General features: G+C 62.1%; 19 protein-coding genes. 6 read left to right on the forward strand and 13 right to left on the reverse strand.

Annotated features, from left to right (window positions below):
• Window positions 1-83: 83 nt before the first annotated feature.
• The 11 genes from C6W91_RS14035 to fabD form a co-directional block, all read right to left on the reverse strand.
• Entirely contained in the window at window positions 84-1,265 is a 1,182-nt protein-coding gene (locus tag C6W91_RS14035) for a phage major capsid protein (protein WP_274837147.1), read from the reverse strand.
• Window positions 1,240-1,854 carry an HK97 family phage prohead protease gene (locus tag C6W91_RS14040; RefSeq protein ID WP_274837148.1) on the reverse strand — a complete coding sequence of 205 codons (615 nt, stop codon included), beginning with the start codon at window positions 1,852-1,854 and terminating at the stop codon, window positions 1,240-1,242. The genes C6W91_RS14035 and C6W91_RS14040 overlap by 26 nt, the downstream gene beginning before the upstream one ends.
• A 32-nt stretch (window positions 1,855-1,886) precedes the next feature.
• Window positions 1,887-2,105: a hypothetical protein gene (locus tag C6W91_RS14045; protein WP_065270415.1), complete on the reverse strand. Its 219-nt coding sequence runs from the start codon at window positions 2,103-2,105 to the stop codon at window positions 1,887-1,889.
• Window positions 2,098-3,291 carry a phage portal protein gene (locus C6W91_RS14050; protein WP_274837149.1) on the reverse strand — a complete coding sequence of 398 codons (1,194 nt, stop codon included), beginning with the start codon at window positions 3,289-3,291 and terminating at the stop codon, window positions 2,098-2,100. Before C6W91_RS14050 ends, C6W91_RS14045 begins: the two co-directional genes overlap by 8 nt.
• Before the next feature lie 121 nt (window positions 3,292-3,412).
• Entirely contained in the window at window positions 3,413-4,804 is a 1,392-nt protein-coding gene (locus C6W91_RS14055; RefSeq protein ID WP_274837150.1) for a DNA-packaging protein, read from the reverse strand.
• Window positions 4,805-5,345: 541 nt separating this feature from the next.
• Window positions 5,346-6,500: an endolytic transglycosylase MltG gene (gene mltG / locus C6W91_RS14060; RefSeq protein WP_065270417.1), complete on the reverse strand. Its 1,155-nt coding sequence runs from the start codon at window positions 6,498-6,500 to the stop codon at window positions 5,346-5,348.
• Window positions 6,501-7,766, reverse strand: coding sequence for a beta-ketoacyl-ACP synthase II (gene fabF / locus C6W91_RS14065; RefSeq protein WP_274837151.1), 1,266 nt, complete (start codon window positions 7,764-7,766; stop codon window positions 6,501-6,503).
• Window positions 7,767-8,040: 274 nt separating this feature from the next.
• Entirely contained in the window at window positions 8,041-8,784 is a 744-nt protein-coding gene (locus C6W91_RS14070; RefSeq protein ID WP_065273473.1) for a HisA/HisF-related TIM barrel protein, read from the reverse strand.
• A 170-nt stretch (window positions 8,785-8,954) separates the two neighbouring features.
• Window positions 8,955-9,188, reverse strand: coding sequence for an acyl carrier protein (locus C6W91_RS14075; protein WP_065273474.1), 234 nt, complete (start codon window positions 9,186-9,188; stop codon window positions 8,955-8,957).
• A 421-nt stretch (window positions 9,189-9,609) separates the two neighbouring features.
• The gene (gene fabG, locus C6W91_RS14080) at window positions 9,610-10,347 is read right to left on the reverse strand and encodes a 3-oxoacyl-ACP reductase FabG (protein ID WP_065270419.1); all 738 of its coding nucleotides are present in this window, start codon (window positions 10,345-10,347) and stop codon (window positions 9,610-9,612) included.
• Window positions 10,348-10,518: 171 nt separating this feature from the next.
• The gene (fabD, locus tag C6W91_RS14085) at window positions 10,519-11,451 is read right to left on the reverse strand and encodes an ACP S-malonyltransferase (RefSeq protein WP_274829199.1); all 933 of its coding nucleotides are present in this window, start codon (window positions 11,449-11,451) and stop codon (window positions 10,519-10,521) included.
• A gap of 188 nt (window positions 11,452-11,639) precedes the next feature.
• Between fabD and C6W91_RS14090 the strand changes: the two genes are divergently transcribed.
• The gene (locus C6W91_RS14090) at window positions 11,640-12,896 is read left to right on the forward strand and encodes a cytochrome b/b6 domain-containing protein (protein WP_368981488.1); all 1,257 of its coding nucleotides are present in this window, start codon (window positions 11,640-11,642) and stop codon (window positions 12,894-12,896) included.
• Between the two features lie 375 nt (window positions 12,897-13,271).
• On the opposite strand, the gene C6W91_RS14095 is transcribed toward C6W91_RS14090, so the two are convergent.
• Both C6W91_RS14095 and C6W91_RS14100 read right to left on the reverse strand, forming a co-directional pair.
• Window positions 13,272-13,847: a YceI family protein gene (locus C6W91_RS14095; protein ID WP_274839125.1), complete on the reverse strand. Its 576-nt coding sequence runs from the start codon at window positions 13,845-13,847 to the stop codon at window positions 13,272-13,274.
• Window positions 13,848-14,040: 193 nt separating this feature from the next.
• The gene (locus C6W91_RS14100) at window positions 14,041-14,568 is read right to left on the reverse strand and encodes a hypothetical protein (RefSeq protein WP_370570944.1); all 528 of its coding nucleotides are present in this window, start codon (window positions 14,566-14,568) and stop codon (window positions 14,041-14,043) included.
• A 321-nt stretch (window positions 14,569-14,889) separates the two neighbouring features.
• Between C6W91_RS14100 and rpsF the strand changes: the two genes are divergently transcribed.
• From rpsF to C6W91_RS14125, 5 genes are all read left to right on the forward strand, one after another.
• Complete coding sequence (gene rpsF, locus C6W91_RS14105; RefSeq protein WP_065270423.1) at window positions 14,890-15,243, forward strand: 30S ribosomal protein S6; 354 nt, start codon at window positions 14,890-14,892, stop codon at window positions 15,241-15,243.
• A 28-nt stretch (window positions 15,244-15,271) separates the two neighbouring features.
• Window positions 15,272-15,499 (forward strand): 30S ribosomal protein S18, encoded by a 228-nt coding sequence (rpsR, locus tag C6W91_RS14110; RefSeq protein ID WP_005982441.1) that lies wholly within the window; start codon window positions 15,272-15,274, stop codon window positions 15,497-15,499.
• Window positions 15,500-15,510: 11 nt separating this feature from the next.
• Window positions 15,511-16,134, forward strand: a complete 624-nt coding sequence (gene rplI / locus C6W91_RS14115; RefSeq protein ID WP_065270424.1) for a 50S ribosomal protein L9 — start codon at window positions 15,511-15,513, stop codon at window positions 16,132-16,134.
• A 146-nt stretch (window positions 16,135-16,280) separates the two neighbouring features.
• Window positions 16,281-16,643: a hypothetical protein gene (locus tag C6W91_RS14120; RefSeq protein ID WP_274829187.1), complete on the forward strand. Its 363-nt coding sequence runs from the start codon at window positions 16,281-16,283 to the stop codon at window positions 16,641-16,643.
• 427 nt (window positions 16,644-17,070) lie between these two features.
• Window positions 17,071-17,448 (forward strand): transposase (locus C6W91_RS14125; RefSeq protein ID WP_370570945.1); only part of this gene is annotated, 378 nt, incomplete at its 3' end.

The following is a 17,448-nucleotide window of genomic DNA, read 5'->3' on the forward strand; positions in this document are numbered from 1 at the left end:
GGGGGCAGCTGGACGACAGGGAGTATCTGACATGCGCCCGCCGACGGGTCCGGGCTGCCGGTCCCGTCATCGGTCCCGGGCGGTTAGCTCAGGCCGAATTTCATCAGTTTGATGGCCGCAAAATCGCTGACATCACCGCCGATGCGTTTGGTTGCGTAAAACAGCACATGCGGTTTGGCGCTGAAGGGATCGCGCAGCACCCTGAGGTCGGGCCGTTCGGCAATTGTGTAGCCGGCCGCAAAATCGCCAAAGGCCACCGCGTAGCTGTCCGATGCCACATCGGGCATGTCCTCGGCCACCAACACCGGATAACCCATCAGCCGCGCCGGTTCGCCCGCAGCCAGACCGTCGGTCCACAGGAAGCGGCCGTCAGCGTCCTTCAGCTTGCGGATTACCCCGGCGGTCTTGGAATTCATCACAAAACTCGCGTTGGCCCGGTAGCGCGCCCCAAGGGCATAGACCAGATCGACAATCGCATCGCCCGAACCGATGCCGCCGTCGGTACCCGTTGCCACATAACCGAGGCTGCCCCAGCTCCAGCTGCTATTGTCGACCGCCGGGTGAGTCAGAATCCCGGTGGGTTTGTCGATCCCGTCACCGCTCAGAAAGGCCGCCGCCTCGGAGCGGGCAAATTTGTCGGCGATACGTCCGGCCAGCCAGCCTTCGATGTCAAAGGCGCTGTCGTCCAGCAGCCGTTGCGAGGCCTTGGGCAAGGCGCTGAGTTCATGCAGCGGGATGGTGATCCGGTCAATGGAGGGCGTGCCGGTTTCGACCGTGGGATCAGTTTCCCTGGCCCAGCCTGCCTCCACATCCGTATGATCGATCAGCACATCGAACGAGGTCGCCTCGACATTCACGACCGAGGCCACGGCCCGGATCGATGCTGTCGATTGCAGCACCGATTTCACCGTGTCCGCCGTTTGCGGATCCGCCAGGTAGCCGCCATCGCTGTTGACCACGGTGGACAGGGATTTACCGTCAAGATCCAGCCCGCGCAACGCGCTCTCATCCCCCGAGCGCAGATAGCTGCCAAAGGCCTTATTATGCGGGGCACCAATGTCTTCGCTTGCCGCCAGTTGCGGTCGATTCACCACCAGAGATTTTCGATCCAGCATTGTCATTCGCGCGTCCACCTGTTTCAGTTTTTCCTGCACTTCACCCCGGAACCCCCTGAAGTCTTTGACAAAGCCGGAAACCGCCTGCCGGACTTCCTGCGCCAGAGGCGCCGTATCTCCGGTGTCAGCCGGACTGTTGTGATTGCTCATCTGCCTGTCCTGTGTTGTGAAGGTTATGCGCGCCCGGGATCCCCTCGGCATCCGCGCAGGCATCGCGCAGCTCAGCCGCGAGGGTCCGCAGAGCCTCATCTGCGCCACGCCGCGATTTTGCCGACACCCGGGCCGTCGCCAGCATCGGGAAGGTCACCAGCGAAACCTCCCAGAGATCCAGCTCGGCCAGTTGCCGTCCGCCCACGGCCCGCCGGGTCGCCTTGACCGTGCGATAGCCAATCGACAGCCCGTCAATGGCCCCGGCCGTGATCAGGGAGACCGCCTCGGCGCCGCGGCGAGTATCGGTCAGGACCCGGCCGCTGACCCAAAGACCACGCGCATCTTCGCGTACCTCGTCCCAGACCCCAATGGGCTGCGCAGGATCGTGCTGCCACAGCATCTTGACCTTGCAGTCCCGCGAAGCCAGTGCCTGTAACGAGGCACCATAGGCCCCGGGCATCACCACATCGCCGCCCTGATCGACCTCGCCAAACAGGCTGGCGTAGCCCCGGATGACATTGTCCGCCGCAAGGGCAATCCCGCCGCCGCCTTTGGCAAACTTATGTTCCAATTCCATTTCAGGTGGCATGCAATACTCCCGATAACACTCTGAATTTGTGATCAAAGACCAACCAGAAAGGATTGAAACGCCTGCGCCAGGATCACCGCGGCGACGCCATAAACAGTCAGCCACAGGCGTTTTTCCAGCCGTTCCATCATCTGCTCCATCCGCTCCAGCCTGCGGTTCATCGCTTGGTTCTGGATCTCGGTGACGCGTTCATGCGCCGACAGCCGCAATCCCGGAGAACAATCAAACGGGGGCAAGGGTATCTCAGACATCCGTCTCTCCCTCTGCCAGCGGCGGCAGGCCCAGCAGGCGGCGTTTTTCATCCCGGCTCAGGAAATCGGCGCGGGAGATCCGGCGCCACTGCGCCTCGCGCTCGGCCGCAAGGGCCGTCACCTGATCAAGGTCTGGTTTCAACTCCAGCGCCTCACCCGTAAATCCCGACAGCCAATCCGAAAGCGCCGTTGCCACACGGCCCGCCAGCGGCAGCACGGTCAGCCGGTAAAACGCGCGGTTTGCCTCTTGATAATTGGCGTAGGCAGCATCGCCGGGCAGGCCCAGCAGCATCGGCGGCACCCCGAATGCCAGGGCGATTTCCCGCGCGGCGGCCTCCTTGGTTTTTTGGAATTCCATGTCCGAGGGCGAAAACCCCATCGGTTTCCAGTCAAGGCCGCCTTCCAAAACCATCGGGCGGCCAGCATTGCGTGCACCCTGGAAATTCGTTTCAATTTCATCACTTAACCGTCGAAACTGATCCTCGGGCATCATGCCCTGCCCATCGCTGCCGGACCAGACCAGCGCCCCAGATGGACGCGCAGCGTTATCCAGCAGCGCCTTGGACCAGCGCGAGGCGGCGTTGTGAACGTCCACAGCCGTCGCGGCGGCCTGCAAGGGTGCAAGCCCGTAGTGGTCGTCCTGCGGGTGGAAACTGCGGATGTGGCAGATCGGGCTGCGGGTGACAGTGGCGGCAAACCGGTGCTTGCGCCCGCCCACCGCATAGTCATAGGCCACCGGCCAGCCATCGCCCCCGGGAACGACGCTGATCCGGTCTGGGCGCAGCACGTGCAGCTCCGCCGGTAGTCCCTCCTCCCCGGCTACCGCCTCAACGTAGGCATTGCCAGACAGCAGGATATACCCAATCAGCGCCTCGATCAGGTCCGAGCGGGATTGCGCCGGGTTTGGCCCTGCGAGCAGGGTCAGCAGCGGATGGTGATCATAGCGTTGCGTCGCGTCCTGCAAGACCAGCGGCAAAGACGCGGCTGCCTCGGCGATCAGTTTGACGGCGCGAAAGCCAACGGGATTGCCTGCAAATCCGCTGCGGGTCAGCGAGACGGCGTCGCGCGGACTCCAGCCGACACCGCCCAGCCCGTGCCAGTTCACCACGCGGGCCGCCGCGCTTGCTTTCTGCTGCACCGGTGGTTCGGCTGCCCGTGTCTTGCGCCGCAGGAGGTCAAAGACCATGCTGCACTCCTCATGCTTGATCGGGCCAATCCGCCCTTTGCTGAGAAACAGTTGTGCCTGAGGGGAATGAAGATCCACGAAGTGCCGCGCCCGCCGGGGGCGCAACACCCCGGCCCCCGGATCAGAGCAGACGCGCCCGTGGCAGGCGCAGAGAGGCGGCAGGACGGATCATCAATTCGTGCAGGGCCCAGACCAGCGCATCCAGCCGGTCAGGCGATCCCTGGCCCAGATATCCCCGCGCCGTCATCTGGCACATCTGATCTTCCAGCGCAGCGAGCCCCTGCAGATGCGCCACCCGTCCCTGTTCATAAAGCGCCGCCACCGGTTCCGCCCGCGCCGCCTTGCCGCGCGCGGCGTGCAGGGCGCGAAAGGGCACCATTGGATCCACTTGCCGCAATACGCTTTCGACCAGTGCGCCGCCCTGATTAACCTCGGCCACCAGCCGGTCGGCGTCGAATTCCTCGCGCGCACGGATCGCCGCCTGGGCCCAGGCCAGCGGCTGCGCGCCCTCCTGGGTGCGGTCGGCCAGCACGAAGGCGCGCCAATCCTGCGGCGGCCCGTCGGTGATGGCACCGGCCACCACAATCCCACAGGCGTCCGAGGATTTCCCAGCGCTGACAGCAGGGTCCACCGCCACCACCACCCGGCTCAGCCGCGGCGCAGTCTCGACCCGGCCCCGCTCCAACTGTTCCGCCGACCAAAGCGCCCCCTCCACATCCGAGAGCAGCACCCCGTCCAGTTCCTGCCGCCCCAGCCGCGATCCGGTATAGCGCGCCCGTACCTCCGTCAGGAATGAGGGCGCCAGATTGGCCCGGTTTGCCTCGGTCGCGGCGTGGCTTTGTACTGTGCTGTCCCGCGCCAGCAAGTCTCGCAGCAGCCGGGTGTTGCGGGGCGTTGTGGTAACGCAGACCTGCGGGTGCGTGCCAAGCCGCAAGGCGAATTGCAGCATATCCCAGCAATCCCGGCCCTTTTTCCACTTGGCCAGCTCGTCCGCCCAGGCCGCATCAAACTGCGGGCCGCGCAGCGCCTCGGGATCATGGGCGGAAAAGGCCTGCGCCATCGCACCATTGGCCCAGATCAACTTGCGCTCGCTCGGCTTCCACATCGGACGGCGATCCGAGGGAGAGCAAGCCAGCAGCCCGCTGTCGCCATGGATCATCACATCACGCACCTGATCGTATGTCTCCGCAACCAGCGCGACCCGCCGGGCCTTTCCTGCGGCCAGGGGCGTCGCCCCCTCGACCTGCGCCCGCAGCCATTCTGCACCGGCCCGCGTCTTGCCCGCCCCGCGCCCCCCAAGGATCACCCAGCAGCGCCAATTGCCCTCTGGCGGCAGCTGATGGGGATGGGCCCAGACCTCAAACAGATAGGGCAGCGCCCGCGTGGCCTTGTCACTCAGCTCCTCCAGCAGGCGGTTCTGCAACTGCAGCGGCCCGGAGGCAATCCAGGCGGCGGCTGATTTCAGCCCGGGCCTCTTCAAGGTCGAGTTCAGAATCGCCTGCGGCAGTGTCATGGGTTCGCTCTGCAATCAACTTCTCCACTTTCTGGCTGTCCCGGATTAGGCTTTCGAGCTTCGCCACCTGCTGCCGCTCTCCCTGTGTCAGCGCCTCTGCACCGTTTTGCATCAGAGAGTCGTGCAAGCCCTCCGCCTCGTTGCGCAGTCGCAGCAGCGAGGCCTGCAAAGACCGCAAAAGATCGCGGACAGGCCGATGGTCATCGGCGAGGTCTGGTGTTGTCATGGGAATAATCGGGCCTCATACGGAAATGCTCCGGATGAGAGAAAGAAAGGACGGCCGCCGACATGCGCTGCGGGGCCGCCAAGTTTCCTTCCAACTGCAGCTCAACTTATACGGGTTTCTGCCCGTCATGTCAAGCGCTGCAGCAGGTTGGCAGAACGGCGGCGCCAATCCTTGTTAGGCTTTGCGGCCCGTCGGATGCAAAGCGACCGGGTGTCCCACGGTCAGCACGCAAAGAAAAAGGGCGCCGAGGCGCCCTTTTGTATCACTGTGAATTTGTCCTCCGCCGCTGGGTGCCAGCGTCAGATAAAGGACGCCTCAATCACTGCTACGCTCTGCCTCGATCTGGCGCCACTTGACCACGTTGCGGTTGTGCTCGGCCAGGGTTTCGGCAAAGGCATGGCCACCCGTGCCATCAGCGACGAAGAACAGGTAATCCGTTTCATCCGGATTGACCGCGGCCTCCAGGCTGGCAAAGCCAGGGTTGGCAATTGGGGTCGGCGGCAGCCCTTCGATGACATAGGTATTCCAAGGCGTTACCCGGCGCAGCTCGCTTTGACGCAGACCACGTCCCAGCACGCCCTCGCCTTGGGTGACACCATAGATCACCGTCGGGTCGGTCTGCAAACGCATGCCGCGTTTCAGACGGTTGGTAAAGACGCTGGCCACTTGCCCACGTTCCTCGGCAACACCGGTTTCCTTTTCGATGATCGAGGCGAGGATCAGCATCTCTTCGGGCGTTTCCACAGCAGCATCCGCAGAGCGGCCTTCCCAGGCGGCATTGATGCGCAGGACTTGACGTTCTTGCATTTCTGCAAGGATCGCTGCCCGCTCATCACCGGGCGTGACCTCATAGCTGTCCGGCGCCAGCATGCCCTCGGGCGGGCGCTCACCGGGATCGCCTTCAAGGATATCCATGGACTTTAGCGCCTCGGTCACCTGCCAGCTGGTCACACCTTCGGCCAGTGCGATACGGAACCGGGTGTCGGCTTCGGCCTTTTTCTCAAGGTATTCGGCAGGCGCTTCATCCTCGGCGGGGTTGAACTCTGCCCGCTCCACGAACCGGTTGCTGGCCGGATCCAATTCGCGCACCTCAGCCAGAACCCGGGTGACGCCGACGCGATAGACGATCTCGGTGCCGCAGGTGCTGGCGCCGCCACGGGTGATCTGATCGACGATCTCCTCCATCGAAGCGCCGGGCTGTACCAGGTAACTACCTGCCTTCAGCAGCGATGCCTTGTCGCTGTATTTCACACCAACCCGGAACAGGGCCCCGGAGGTCACCGCGCCCTGATCCTCCAGCGTGCGGGACACGCGGGTCATGTTGGAGCCGCTTTTGACGCGCAGGCAGATGGCCTGCTCCAGCGGTCCCTCAGAGGTGTATTGCGACTGGCCCCACATGATGACGCCGCCCAAGAGGAACAGCGCCACGATGAGGACCGTCAGCATGTTGGAGGCCAGTGCGCGCCACATTTATTTCGGCTTTCCGAAGATCACCGAAGCATTGGTGCCGCCAAAACCGAAGGAGTTCGACAGGGCCACGTCGATCTTGCGTTCGCGTTTGGCGTTGGGCGCCAGATCGACCCGGCTTTCGATGGCGGGGTTGTCCAGGTTGATGGTCGGCGGTGCCACCTGATCGCGGATCGCCAGGATCGAGAAGATCGCCTCGATCGCGCCGGCCGCACCCAGAAGGTGCCCGGTCGACGATTTGGTCGAGGACATGGTGACATTGCCCGCGTGATCGCCCAGCATCCGCTCAACCGCGCCCAGCTCGATCGTGTCGGCCATGGTCGAGGTGCCATGTGCGTTGATGTAATCCACGTCTGTCGGCTTCAGGCCCGCATTGGACAGCGCAGCCCGCATGGCGCGCTCGCCACCCTCACCCGATTCCGACGGGGCGGTGATGTGATAGGCGTCGCCCGACATGCCGTAACCCAGGACCTCGGCATAGATCTTGGCGCCGCGCGCCTTGGCGTGTTCGTATTCTTCCAGCACCACCACGCCGGCACCCTCGCCCATGACGAAACCATCGCGGTCCTCATCATAGGGGCGGCTCGCGGATTGCGGATCGTTGCCGTATTTGGTGCTGAGCGCCTTGCACGCGTTGAAACCGGCGATGCCGATCTCGCAGATCGCCGCCTCGGCGCCGCCGGCAACCATCACGTCAGCATCGCCTGCGCGGATGATGCGGCTGGCATCACCAATGGCATGCGCGCCGGTGGAACAGGCGGTGACGACCGAGTGGTTCGGGCCGCGGAAGCCATAACGGATCGACACCTGACCGGAGGCAAGGTTAATCAGCGAGCCAGGAATGAAGAAGGGAGAGACACGGCGCGGACCGCGTTCCTTGATCAGAACCGCGGTATCTGCGATCGAGCTGAGCCCGCCGATGCCGGAGCCGATCATCACGCCGGTGCGCAGCAGGCTTTCCTCATCGCTCGGGGTCCAGCCCGCATCCTTGACGGCCATATCCGCAGCCGCCATGCCATAGAGGATGAAATCATCCACCTTGCGCTGTTCCTTGGGGGCAAGGAACTCATCGGGGTTGAAGGTACCATCGGTGCCATCACCGCGCGGGACTTCGCAGGCATAGGTGGTGGCGACGCCGCTTTCATGGGCATCGAACAGGGTGATCGGCCCGGCGCCGGATTTACCTTCCAGCAGACGCGACCATGTTTCTTCTACCCCGCTGGCCAAAGGGGTAACCAGGCCAAGTCCGGTGACAACTACTCGACGCATTCCATGCTCTCCTCTGCCTCGGCATTTTTCGCCCATCCAGATACCTTGGATTTACAAAAAGGTGCAAGAGCGCCGACGCAGGTCCGCGCAGATGGGCCGGTCGGACTGTATTGTCGGAGAGCCACCAAAGAAAAACACCCTACGGCCTGCTGCGCCGAAGGATGTTTTCATTTCTTTTCAGCAGACTAAGCGACTGACCTATCACCTTGGTAGCCCGGAGCATCCGCCGCCGGAGCCCGCAGAGCGCCGAAGTAACGACCGCGTCATCGGTGCTTTAGCGAAATTCCGCGACGGGTTCGGGTTGCGGACGCGCGGTTTCCAGCGCTTCCTCAAGCGTCAGCGTCTTGCGGAACAGCGCCCGCCCGACCAAGGCACCGGCAATATTGGGGATGTATTTCAACCGCGAAATGTCATCCACGTTGCGCACCACGCCGCTGGCGATGACCGGCGCTTTCGCCTCGGCTGCGAGACCGGAAATCAGCCCCAGCTGCGCCTCGACCTCGGACATGTCGCTGTCGATATCGGTGACCAGGATTGCCGCGAAAGGCGCGTTTTCAAAGGCGGCGATATAGGCTTCAGGAGAGAACGCACCGGATTGACGCCAGCCTTCGGTCATCACCTGCCCCTGCCAGACATCCACCGCGAGCACGATCTGATCGGGGTGTTGCTTGGCCAGTTCGCTGACCAGCGCCGGATCCCGCGCGGCCAGGGTGCTGACGGTGACCCGCCCGGCACCAAGGTCGATCCAGTGCTCGACCTGCTCGCGGCTTCGCAGGCCGCCCCCCAGTTGCACCGGAATGCCGACGCTGCGGATGATTTCCTCGACAAGGGCGGCATTGGAATCATCGCCCTGCACCGCATTAAAGTCGGTCAGGTGCATCCATTCCGCTCCGGCGGCCGCAAAATCCTTGGCCGTCTTGACCGGATCCACATGCCAAAGAACCGGTTCCTCCAGGCGCCCCTTGTCCAGCGTTACGCAACCGCCGTTCATCAGCTCCATCGTGGGGTAGATCATCATGGCATAGGTCCTCCTAGCGGGTTGGATCAGGATATCGCCCCCAGCATACCACAGACTGGGGACGTCCATGATCACCTCGCCACAAAACCGTCCACCCTCCATGACGCAAAACGGCGCTTCCCGGTAGGAAAGCGCCGCCTTGGCATTCACAGATATGTGAATGACGTATCTTAGGAAGCTTCAGTGATGAATTTCACTGCGTCGCCGAAGGTCTGGATGGTTTCGGCTGCATCGTCCGGAATTTCGATTCCGAACTCTTCTTCAAAGGCCATAACCAGCTCGACCGTGTCCAGGCTGTCTGCGCCCAGGTCGTCGATGAACGAGGCATTCTCGGTCACTTTGGCTTCTTCAACACCCAGGTGCTCTACAACGATCTTTTTCACGCGGTCTGCGACGTCGCTCATATCCATTCCTCGTTTTTTCTTCAGGGCAATCTGCCCGGTTTTGCCCTTACCCGCTCGGGCTGGCGTGGTTTTGCCCGATCCGGGCGGTTGTGCCCCCGCCGGGCGGGGGCTGACCGAGACAGGGGTCAAACCCCTTCGTCAGCGGAAATATGGGCCGCCTATAGCACAGACGCGCCCAGAGGCAAACGTTTTCGCGCCGTTCCGGGTGATCCAGAGAACGGGTTAAAACGCGTGCTGCACTGGCAAATGGAGGTTGTGGGGAACGCCCACAAGCCCCGCGCCGCGGATTTCACCATAAAGTTTTTGTTAACAGATACTTGTGAAGGAGATCACCTCTGACGGGCGCAAAAAAGGAGCCCGAGAGGGCCCCTTTTTCATCATTCTGCAACGCCGCAATCCGGCGCGGCAAGGCTATTGCTAATCACAGCATCGCCATACCGCCATTCACGTGCAGGGTGCTGCCGGTCACATAAGCGGCCTCGGCGCTGGCAAGGTATAGAACCGCGGCAGCGATCTCTTTCGAATCTCCCATGCGGCCTGCTGGGATCTGTGTCAGGATCGCGTCCTTTTGGTTGTCGTTCAGCTTGTCGGTCATCGCCGTGGCAATGAAACCGGGGGCAACCGCATTGACGGTGATGCCCCGGTTGGCCACTTCGTAGGCGAGGGATTTGGACATGCCAACCATACCGGCCTTGGAGGCTGCGTAGTTGGCCTGCCCCGGGTTGCCGGTTGCACCGACCACTGAGGAAATATTGATGATCCGGCCCCAGCGCGCCTTCATCATGCCGCGCAGCACGCCCCGGCACAGGCGCATGGTGGACGTGAGGTTCACGTCCAGAACGCTCTGCCATTCCTCGTCCTTCATGCGCATGAACAGGTTGTCTTTGGTGATGCCTGCGTTGTTCACGAGGATATCAACGGAGCCCATTGCCTCAGCCGCCTGTTTCGGCAGCGCTTCGACGGCGTCCGCGTCGCTGAGGTTGCAAGGCAGCACAAAGGCGCGCTCGCCCAGTTCCTCGGCCAGGGCCTTCAACGGCTCTTCGCGGGTGCCGGAAAGGGCAACAGTGGCGCCAGCAGCATGCAGCGCGCGGGCGATATCGCCGCCAATACCGCCGGATGCGCCGGTGATGAGGGCAGTCTTGCCAGTCAGATCAAACATGTTCTTTTCCTCAAGTCTTTGAACGGCCTCATGCAGAGACGCTATTTATGGTCTTCTCCCGGCGCGCAAGCGTCGGGACGCGTCCGCCCGCCCCATGGCGGGCCCGTTTGCGCCCACCCGGGCGACCACGTCCCGCCGGGCAACCGGCAGACATATCGCTCAGGCCGCGCGTCAGCCTTCAACCGCTGCTTTGACGCCCTCGGCGGTGCCGAACTGACGGCAAGTCAGGCTGCGGTCGATCTTGCGGATCATACCGGACAGGGCCTTGCCCGCGCCGATTTCCCAGAATTCGGTCACCCCCTTGGCGGCCATCGCCTGCACGCTTTCGCGCCAGCGCACCGAGCCGGTGACCTGCTCGACCAGCAGCTGGCGGATGGTATCGGGATCGGTCACCTCATCAGCGCGGACATTGGCGATCAGCGGCACGGCAGGGGCTTTGATCTCAACACCTGCCAAGGCCTCGGCCATCACATCGGCGGCAGGCTGCATCAGCGCGCAGTGGAACGGGGCACTGACCGGCAGCATCACGGCGCGCTTGGCGCCCTTTTCCTTGGCAATCACGGCGGCGCGCTCAACAGCGGCCTTGGATCCGGAGACCACAACCTGCGTCGGGTCGTTATCATTGGCAGCCTGGCAAACCTCGCCCTGAGCGGCCTCTTCGGCAACGGCCCGCACTGCGTCAAGATCCAGCCCCAGGATCGCGGCCATGGCGCCCTCGCCCACCGGCACGGCGTCCTGCATGGCAGCGCCGCGGGTGCGCAGCAGACGCGCGGTATCGGCCACCGAGATCGCCCCGGCAGCAGCCAGCGCTGAATACTCACCCAGCGAATGCCCGGCGACAAAAGCGGCCTTGTTGATAGTGATACCTTCGGCCTCAAGTGCGCGCATCGCGGCCATGGAGGTCGCCATCAGCGCCGGCTGGGCATTGCGAGTCAGGGTCAAGGTTTCGATATCACCCTCCCAGATCAGGTTGCTAAGGGATTCCCCCAGCGCCGCGTCGACCTCGTCAAACACCGCTTTTGCGGCGGGATAGGCCTCGGCCAACTCCTTGCCCATGCCGATTGTCTGGGCACCCTGCCCGGGAAACACGAATGCGACAGTCATCAAAGACCCCATCTTTATTTGCCATTTCAGCCGGTTTAGACGCAGCTGACCCTGCGTACAAGGGATCTGCGCCCGATGCCGCGTCAGCGCACCTCCCATGTGCACCGGTTGACAGCTGCCCGCATTGCATGCGCGCCCCCGCACGGTAGGCTGTCGTCGTATCCCGTACCCAAGGAGGGTTTGTCCACGTGTCCCGCCGCAATTCATTCTCCAGCTATGGCAGTGTCGCCAAGACGTTTCACTGGCTGACAGCCTTGCTGATCCTTGCCGCCTTCCCGCTTGGCTATTTTGCCAACGAGCTGGCACACACCATTCAAAGCCCCGGCTTTGACGGCGCGCAGGAGACCATTTCCCGCGCCACGCTGTTGTTTTCCCTGCACAAGACGGTCGGCGTTGCCGTCTTCTTTGTGGCCCTGGCCCGGATTCTCTGGGCGGTGACGCAGGAGAAGCCGGGGCTGCTGCACCCGGACAACAAGCCCGAAGCACTGGCGGCCGAAATCGTGCACTGGATGCTCTATATCTCTCTGGTGGCGGTGCCGCTGACCGGCTGGATCCACCACGCCGCGACAACGGGCTTCGCACCGATCCTCTGGCCCTTTGGCCAGTCCCTGCCCTTTGTCGCCAAATCCGAAAGCGTTGCCAGCCTATTTGGCGCAGCACATGGTATTCTGGTCTGGACCCTGCTGGCCGCGCTGGTCCTGCACGTGGCGGGCGCGCTGAAGCATCATGTGATCGACAAGGATTCGACCTTGCGTCGTATGCTGCCCGGATCCGGTGATCTGCCCGTGCCCCCGGCGCAAAGCCACAGCGCCCTTCCTGCCCTTGCCGCCATTGTCGTCTTTGCAGTGGTCCTTGGTACCGGTGCGTTCCTTGGTCTCGACGACGACCAAACCGCCACAGCCACGCAGGCCGCAACCTCTGCACCGCAGCCCACCGCGAGTGCGGAAACCGAGACCGCAGATACCTCCGGCTGGCGCGTCGAGAGCGGCACCCTTGCCATCTCGGTTGTGCAGATGGGCAGCAGCGTAACCGGTCAGTTCGCCGACTGGAACGCAGACATCAATTTCGAAGAGCCGACAGCGCCGGGACCGGCTGGCGATGTTTCCGTCACCATCTCGATCGCTTCGCTGACCCTTGGATCGGTCACGGACCAGGCGATGGGCCCGGATTACTTCGATCAGGCGACCTATCCCACCGCAACCTTCGAAGGTGAGATCGAAAAGACCGCAGACGGCTATAAGGCGGTTGGACCGCTCACCATCCGCGATCAAAGCGTGCCCATCACCTTGCCATTCGAGCTGACCCTGGACGGTGACAAAGCCAGCATGCGCGGACAGACCACCGTCAACCGGCTGGATTTCAATATCGGTCAGGGCACCCAGGACGAAGGCACGCTTGCCTTTGCGGTGGAGATCTCGGTGGAGCTGGAGGCGACGCGCCACTGACGCGACCTTCCTCAACCCCAAGCGTTTCCTTGCGCGGGCCACTCCGGTGGCCCGCGTTTTCGTTTGGGCCATCGATAATCGTATATGGGTACAAAACGGCGGCAGAGCCTCCGCATGGGGGCGGCCCCGACAGGTACAGCCTCCACGGTGCAATGAGGCCAAGGGTATGAAAACCCGTACCTGTTGTCCTCCACGCCATAATCGGGGACGCAGCAGGGATCCTACGGCTCTCGCTGAGATGCCTCCCTGCCCGCGTCTCCTCCGGCCATCGCTAGAGCCTATTGAGCCCCCTAGAGCTCATCACACCTGCGGACATAAAAAAGCCGCCGGTCCCATACTGGAACCGGCGGCGGATCTTACGATCGTGTCAGTAGCTTATTCAGCTTTCATCGCTTCGATGGAGATCTGAACCTGGACTTCATCGCTGACGTAAGGAGCGAATTTTTCCAGACCGTAGTCGCTGCGCAGCAGCGTGGTGGTTGCATTGAAACCCGCCCAGGGCTTGCCCGCCATCGGGTGATCACCCGACTGGTTCAGCTTGGCATCCAGCACAACAGATTTGGTCACACCGTTCAGTGTCAGATCGCCGGTGATGTGCGCGGTGTTCTCGCCGGACACATGGATCTCGGTGGAGGTGAAGGTCACCATTTCATCTTCGGTTGCCGCAAAGAAGTCATTGGACATGAAGTGATCGAAACGCGCCTGCCAGCCGGTCAGCATCGACATCACGGGCATCGATACGGAAACGCTGGAGGCTGCCGGATCTTCCTTGTCGAACATGATCTCGCCTTCAAACCCCGAGAACATGCCCCAAGTGGTCGAAAAGCCGAGGTGGTTGTAGTTGAACACCACCTGGCTGTGGCTGGAATCCAGCACGTATTTTTCAGGCGCGGCGACAGCGGCGGTGGCAGCGGCGCCGGTCAGGGCGGCGGCAAGCAGAAGGTTTTTCATCGTCAGAGGACTCCGTTGGAACGAATTTTGTATGCCCAACACCTGTGCCACCGGGCGACGAAATGAAACTGGCAATTTTCCACATTGTCTGTTCCTAACCGAACAGTTGCCCGCGAACCGGGAAGTTATCTGTTTGATTGCAAGACCTTACCGAGCAACCGCGAAAATTCTGCGCCTATTTTTCAAGCGGTTTTCAGGTCAGCAGCGGCACAGATCCGCTGAGCTGATCGCGCAACAGGCTGCGGGACTGCACAGTACTCAGCGGCACCTCGAACAACAGGCTGCCATCCGCCTCGAACAACTGAACCGTGGCCGAAGTCAGCCGTGCTGCCCCAAGGCTGTCGTAGCGGCGGCGCAGAATAGTCCGGACCGCGCCTTGGCTATTGGTTCTCAGCACCCGCAATTCCCGCCGCACCGGATCGAAACAAACTTCTGTCCCGGGCCGCAGGGGCCGTATGGTCAGCAGAACCATCCCCAGAAAGAAAAAAACCACGCAAACGCCCACCCGGATCACTTTGTCCCCCGGGTGCATCATTTCCGCGTTCATCATCCACAGGCCTGCCGCGCAGAGCAGTAAAGCCACGCCCAGCATCTGCAGCAGCATCCGCCGCATCGGCCAATTCGCTTTGAACCCCAGCACAAGCGACCCGCCCCTCATGGGGCCAGGGGCTGTGGCAAAGGATCCGGGAATGACGGGGTGCGGGATCTGGGCTAGGCGCATGGGGTCCTCACTGTAGCTGGCCGGGCAAACCGACACTCGTTAATGCTTGATTAACCACGTTGAAGCCGATGAATGCGGCAGTATTTTGACCAAACCAAGGGGGTTTCCCGCACGCCACAGTGGCCTTAAGCATGTCCTTAGGCCGGGCCCCGAGTGATTGCAGGCGTAGCGCTGCGTTTATCCCTTGCTCTTATCGGTAAAGCCTGTATATCGGGGCTTCCTTCCGCACGACATTCGATCCGCGCAGACTCTCGTGACAGGGCCGCGGAAGGCTACATCGCCCCGTCTATGAAATGCGCCTAGACACAAACAGGAGTTCGCATGCCCCTCTATGAGCATGTAATGATTGCGCGTCAGGACCTGTCCAACTCGCAAGCTGAAGGCCTCATCGAACACTTCGGTGCTGTTCTGTCCGACAACGGCGGTAAGCTGGTCGACCAGGAGTACTGGGGCGTCAAGACGATGGCCTACAAGATCAACAAGAACCGTAAAGGCCACTATGCCTTCCTGAAGACCGACGCACCGTCTGCGGCGATCCAGGAAATGGAACGCCTGATGCGCCTGCATGACGACGTCATGCGTGTTCTGACCATCAAGGTCGACGAACACGACGAAGGCCCCTCGGTCCAGATGCAGAAGCGTGACGACCGTGAAGGTCGCCGTGAACGCCGCTGATCAACGCTTGAGAAAAGGACGCTAAACCATGGCAGCCAAACCGTTTTTCCGCCGCCGCAAAGTGTGCCCCTTCTCGGGCGACAATGCGCCGAAGATCGATTACAAAGACACCCGTCTTCTGCAGCGCTACATCTCTGAGCGCGGCAAAATCGTTCCCTCCCGTATCACCGCCGTTTCGGCGAAGAAGCAGCGTGAACTGGCCCGCGCCATCAAGCGCGCCCGCTTCCTCGCCCTGCTGCCCTACGCCGTGAAGTAAGGAGACCTGACATGCAAGTTATCCTTCTTGAACGTGTGGCCAAGCTGGGTCAGATGGGCGACGTCGTAGACGTCAAACCCGGTTACGCCCGTAACTACCTGCTGCCGCAGAGCAAGGCCAAAGTTGCTTCCGAAGCCAACATCGCCTCTTTTGAAGCCCAGAAAGCGCAACTGGAAGCGCGCAACCTGGAGACCAAGAAAGAAGCCGAAGCCCTGGGCGAAAAGTTCGACGGACAGCAGTTCATCGTGATTCGCTCCGCTTCCGATGGCGGCAACCTCTACGGCTCGGTCACCCCGCGTGACGCAGCTGACGTTGCCACCGAGGAAGGCTTCTCGGTCGACCGCAAGCAGGTCATCATCCGCGAGCCGATCAAGACCCTTGGTCTGCACGTGGCCGAAGTGCACCTGCACCCGGAAGTCATGGTCACCATCAAGCTGAACGTGGCCCGTTCGCCGGAAGAAGCCGAACTGCAAGCCTCGGGCAAATCGATCCAGGAGCTGGCTGCCGAAGAGGAAGCCGCTGCTGAATTCGAAATCTCCGAGCTGTTCGACGACATCGGTTCCGCTGCCTCCGACGATGAGGACGAAGGCGAAGCCGCTCCGGCCGCGACCGGCGACGAAGAGACCAACGCCTGATCCCAGCGGATCACAGCGAGAGAACACGAAGGCCGCGCCCCATATGGGCGCGGCCTTTTCCTTTGCCAGACAGCACACTGGCCATGATGGACCTTCCTGCCTACAGTGAATGGGCAAGAGATGCATTTGGACAAAGGAGAAACCCGATGATGCTGAGAACCATCGCGATTGCAGGGCTATGCGCCGCGACCCTTTCCGGATGCGACACGCCATCGGTTGACGCGCCCTTGTCGCTGGCCGGAACTCCGGGCCCGAACTATCAAACGGATCTGGCACAATGTCAGGCCTCGGCCCGTCAGATCGGACAAGGCCACATCGGAACAAGCGCCGCACTCGGAGGTGCAGGCGGTGCCTTGGTGGGGGCGACCGAAAACAGCGACAAGGCGCTTGTTGGTGCGATTGCCGGCGCCATGGCTGGTGCCGCCGTAGGCGACATCCAGGTCAAACAGGCCCAGCGTGACTACGTGATCCGCTGCATGCAGAACCGCGGCCATCCGGTGACCGGCTGATCGCGGATTTCCGCCACATGGGCTGATGAGGTCGGCGGGAACCAGCTGGGTCCCGCCCCCGGCAAGCGCGCCTGCTGCGCTGCGCGGGGGCCTTGCACGCCCTTTCAGTTCTCGGGCGGCGTCTGCTCTGGCGGGTTCGGCTTTGATTCAGCCGGTGCTTCAGCCAATGATGCGAAACTCATTTGCGCTGTTATTATGGACCGCTCAGCTTATTGGGACCGCGGAAAGTGGGAAACGGCCGCGGCCCCTTTTTACTGCTCGTTTACGGGCACCGCTACAGGCGAAAGCAGGGCACCCTTCCTGAGGTATTATTTTTGCCTCAATGCGCATGGGTATTTTGGCGTTTCCAGCGAAAATTAACAAAGCCTTGGGACTATCCTGAATTTTGTGCGCTGACGTGGTAACTGCTCACAGAGGAGACCCACGTATGAGCATCGATAAAGACCTACTGGACCGTCTGATGGAGGGCCGTTCCCCCGGCGATCTATTTGGCAAGAGCGGCATCTTGGCGGAACTGACCAAGGCGCTGGCGGAACGTGCGCTGAGCACGGAGATGGATGTCCATCTTGACGAAGAGCGCGCCGAGGAGGCGCCTGAGGGCCGTAATCAGCCCCCCAATCGGCGAAACGGCAGCAGCCAGAAGACCGTGACCACCGACAGCGGCAAGGTCGTTCTGGACATCCCCCGCGACCGGAACGGGACCTTCGATCCGATGCTGATCGCCAAGTATCAGCGCCGCTTTCCCGAGTTCGATCGCAAGATCGTCAGCATGTATGCCCGTGGCATGACGACCCGCGAGATCCAG

The organism is Phaeobacter sp. SYSU ZJ3003, from assembly GCF_041300735.1.
GTDB classification, from domain to species: Bacteria; Pseudomonadota; Alphaproteobacteria; order Rhodobacterales; family Rhodobacteraceae; genus Phycobacter; species Phycobacter gallaeciensis_A.

What these genes read in the sequence shown, in the direction of transcription:
- C6W91_RS14035 (WP_274837147.1), bottom strand. Translation starts at nt 1,265, where the DNA reads ATGAGCAATCACAACAGTCCGGCTGACACCGGAGATACGGCGCCTCTG.
- C6W91_RS14040 (WP_274837148.1), bottom strand. Translation starts at nt 1,854, where the DNA reads ATGCCACCTGAAATGGAATTGGAACATAAGTTTGCCAAAGGCGGCGGC.
- C6W91_RS14045 (WP_065270415.1), bottom strand. Translation starts at nt 2,105, where the DNA reads ATGTCTGAGATACCCTTGCCCCCGTTTGATTGTTCTCCGGGATTGCGG.
- C6W91_RS14050 (WP_274837149.1), bottom strand. Translation starts at nt 3,291, where the DNA reads ATGGTCTTTGACCTCCTGCGGCGCAAGACACGGGCAGCCGAACCACCG.
- C6W91_RS14055 (WP_274837150.1), bottom strand. Translation starts at nt 4,804, where the DNA reads ATGACACTGCCGCAGGCGATTCTGAACTCGACCTTGAAGAGGCCCGGG.
- mltG (WP_065270417.1), bottom strand. Translation starts at nt 6,500, where the DNA reads ATGTGGCGCGCACTGGCCTCCAACATGCTGACGGTCCTCATCGTGGCG.
- fabF (WP_274837151.1), bottom strand. Translation starts at nt 7,766, where the DNA reads ATGCGTCGAGTAGTTGTCACCGGACTTGGCCTGGTTACCCCTTTGGCC.
- C6W91_RS14070 (WP_065273473.1), bottom strand. Translation starts at nt 8,784, where the DNA reads ATGATGATCTACCCCACGATGGAGCTGATGAACGGCGGTTGCGTAACG.
- C6W91_RS14075 (WP_065273474.1), bottom strand. Translation starts at nt 9,188, where the DNA reads ATGAGCGACGTCGCAGACCGCGTGAAAAAGATCGTTGTAGAGCACCTG.
- fabG (WP_065270419.1), bottom strand. Translation starts at nt 10,347, where the DNA reads ATGTTTGATCTGACTGGCAAGACTGCCCTCATCACCGGCGCATCCGGC.
- fabD (WP_274829199.1), bottom strand. Translation starts at nt 11,451, where the DNA reads ATGACTGTCGCATTCGTGTTTCCCGGGCAGGGTGCCCAGACAATCGGC.
- C6W91_RS14095 (WP_274839125.1), bottom strand. Translation starts at nt 13,847, where the DNA reads ATGAAAAACCTTCTGCTTGCCGCCGCCCTGACCGGCGCCGCTGCCACC.
- C6W91_RS14100 (WP_370570944.1), bottom strand. Translation starts at nt 14,568, where the DNA reads ATGCGCCTAGCCCAGATCCCGCACCCCGTCATTCCCGGATCCTTTGCC.
- rpsF (WP_065270423.1), top strand. Translation starts at nt 14,890, where the DNA reads ATGCCCCTCTATGAGCATGTAATGATTGCGCGTCAGGACCTGTCCAAC.
- rpsR (WP_005982441.1), top strand. Translation starts at nt 15,272, where the DNA reads ATGGCAGCCAAACCGTTTTTCCGCCGCCGCAAAGTGTGCCCCTTCTCG.
- rplI (WP_065270424.1), top strand. Translation starts at nt 15,511, where the DNA reads ATGCAAGTTATCCTTCTTGAACGTGTGGCCAAGCTGGGTCAGATGGGC.
- C6W91_RS14120 (WP_274829187.1), top strand. Translation starts at nt 16,281, where the DNA reads ATGATGCTGAGAACCATCGCGATTGCAGGGCTATGCGCCGCGACCCTT.